Origin of the sequence: Synechococcus sp. R55.7 (assembly GCF_047461955.1) — a bacterium.
In the GTDB taxonomy this organism is placed as follows: domain Bacteria; phylum Cyanobacteriota; class Cyanobacteriia; order Thermostichales; family Thermostichaceae; genus Thermostichus.
Window position 1 is genome coordinate 4809 of sequence record NZ_JANSIC010000040.1, and the last position, 2891, is coordinate 7699.

Annotated in this window: 2 protein-coding genes; both read left to right on the forward strand. The window is 61.2% G+C overall.

The features are described 5' to 3' along the window. Positions 1-329, forward strand: a 329-nt coding sequence (locus tag NW820_RS03515; protein ID WP_414406690.1) for a plastocyanin/azurin family copper-binding protein, incomplete at its 5' end; no start/stop codon positions are given. Between the two features lie 66 nt (positions 330-395). After that, complete coding sequence (locus NW820_RS03520) at positions 396-2888, forward strand: HD family phosphohydrolase (protein WP_414406691.1); 2493 nt, start codon at positions 396-398, stop codon at positions 2886-2888. Positions 2889-2891 lie beyond the last annotated feature (3 nt).

Here is a 2891-nt window from a genome sequence, read left to right on the forward strand (position 1 = left end):
TTGAGTTGGGTACTGCCGACAATCAGTTGGTGTTTGTGCCCAAGGAACTGTCTTTTCGCAACGGCAGCCTCTACCGTCTTCGCCTGAGCAACCCCAGCCAATTGAAACATTATTTCAGCGCCAAAGATTTTGCCGATGCCGTTTGGACCCGTAAGTTGGAAGTGGCCGGCGTGGAAATTAAGGGCCAGATCCGAGAACTGGAGCTGAAGCCAGGCGCTTCGGTGGAGTGGCAATTTATTCCTCTGAAATCTGGGGTCTATTCTCTGGTTTGCACCATCCCCGGCCACGCTGAGGCGGGCATGATTGGGCAGATTACCATTGGCGATTGAGATCCTCTTCCTGGGCTACCCGGCCAAAAGGGGATAGAAAAGAGAAAGACGCTGCCAGGCCAATCCATGAAAAACCCGCTCACGCCCAAAGCCCTTCGCGCCACCGACGCGAACGCGGAACACTGGACTCGGCGACGCCAGGCAGCTTCCCCTCGAAAGAGCAGGCCCCCCCTTTCGGAGCGGATTGCCGGCTATGCCCTCGCGCTTCTCTCCCTCACTGCCGTCCACGGGATCCGCTACTACAACGAACCACAACTGACCGTCGGCAGCCGCTCCCCGCAGACGTTTCTCGCCCCTGCTGCGGCGGAGATCGAAGATGTGGAGGCTACCCAGGCCCGACAAGCTGAGGCGCGGCGGCGGGTGGCGCAGGCCCTTAAAATCAACAGCACCGCCAACGACAGCATGCGGCAAAATCTGGAGGCTCTCCTGGCTGAGGTGGAGGCCATCCGCCAAGAGGCAGGTTCTCTGCCCTATGTTTCTGTCCAGTTGCTGTCTCTGCCAACGCAGATCTATCTGCGCCAGCTTTCCCCAGAGGAGTGGGAACCCTTCCAGGCTCGCGTCCGACAAGAGGCCATCCGCGGAGCCACCCCATCTCCTTTGGAAGAGCCTTCTTTGGGGCGACCGGAGCAGCTTCCTCCGGAGCAGCGGGCCAAGCAAGAGCTTGTCGAGGTTTGGCAGCGGGTCTGGTTGGACGGATCGGCCACCCAGATGGCGGCGACGGATCCCTATACTCAGCTAATTGCCCAGGTGGAAGCGGCGCAGCAGCGCTATCGGGCAGCTTTGCCGGCTCTGGAGCAGCTCACCCCTCCTGTTCCGGCCACCGTTCTCAACTTGGCAGATGCGGATTGGCAGCATTTGCAAACCTTGAGCCGGCGGGTCTTAGAGCGCCTGCAGAAGATAGGGATTGTGGATGGCCTGCCCCGCGAAGTTCGCGCCGAAGGGATCCAAGCCCAACTGGACGATTTGATGTTTCCGGGCAATGCTGCCCAACGACAGGAGCTGCAAGGGCTGGTCTATCAGTGGCTGCAGCAGGTGCTCATTCCCAATGTGGAGGTGGATCCCCAGCGCACCGAGCAGCGCATCCGCGCCGAGCTGGAAAAAGTCGAGCCGGTTCTGATCTCGGTTGCCGAGAACCAGGTGATCGTGCGAGCAGATCAGCTCATCACTCCCGAAATTTTTCTCATCTTGGACCACTTTGGGCTCACCCAGCGCGGGATCAACGTCTGGGGCTTGGTGGGGGTGGCCGGCGTGATGGGCCTGGGCCTGGCTGTCTTTGTGCCTCTGCAGCAACGCTTGCGGCCAGGGTTGCGCCGCCGGGATCGGGTGTTGATCCTCATAGTTTCCCTGACCGCTCCCCTTTTGGCGGCCTTGTTCAAGCTGGAGTTCAGCTCCCTGCCGGCAGTGGGGCTGTTGCTGGGCAGTTTTTACGGGGCAGGGCTGGGCTTGGTGGTGGTGGTAGGCCAGGCGCTGTTTTTGCCCTTGGTCTCCCCTGTCAACCTGCTCACCCTTGTACCCTTGCTCTCCGGCAGCGTGGTGGCCTCTGCCCTGGCCGGGCGTTCCCGTTCCCGCGAAGAGCTGGCCTTGTTGGGAGGAGGAGCGGCAGCGGTGCAGATGCTGGCCTACGGGGCGGTTAGCTTGGCCACCACCGGTGGCATCGACCTGTTGGCCATGGCTTTGGCAGGGGGAACCAGCTTGGGATGGAGCATTGTTGCCCTGGGAGCCAGCCCCTACCTGGAGCGCCTATTTGACTTAGCCACCCCCATTCGTCTGATCGAGTTGAGCAATCCCAATCGCACGCTGCTGCGGCGGCTGGCTGCAGAGGCCCCCGGCACCTTCCAGCACACTCTGCTTGTGGCCACTTTGGCAGAACGGGCTGCCCAGAAGCTGAACCTCAACGTGGAGCTGGTGCGCACCGGCACTCTTTACCACGACATCGGCAAGATGCTGCAGGCCCGCTACTTCATCGAGAACCAGATGGGCAGCCTCAACCCCCACACCCAACTGGACGATCCCTATCGCAGTGCTCAGATTATCAAGGCCCACGTCAGCGATGGCTTGCGCCTGGCCAAGCAATATAATCTGCCTACCGCCGTCCAGGCGTTTATCCCTGAGCACCAGGGGACGATCCTGATTGCCTATTTCTACCATCAAGCCCAGATGAAAGCCGGGGGTCAGCCCGTACCCGAAGAGCCGTTCCGCTACGATGGCCCGATCCCCCAGAGCAAGGAGACGGGGGTGGTGATGATGGCCGATGCCTGTGAAGCCGCCCTGCGCAGCATGACTCTGAGCGATGGCTTCGGCCCCGATGTGGTCGAGCGGGCAAAAGCTGTTGTCCGCAAAATTGCCCAGGCCCGTTGGCAAGATGGCCAGTTGGTTGATAGTGGGCTGACGCTGGAGGATTTGGAGGTGGTGGCAGACGCTTTCGTGGAGGTCTGGCGGGAATCCAACCACGAGCGCATCCCCTACCCCAGTTTCACCCCTGCCCCCTCGCTGCCTGAGACTGCCTCTGCTCAGGCCCAGATCCCGGTGTTGATGAGCCCCTCTACGGGATCCCCTTAGCCA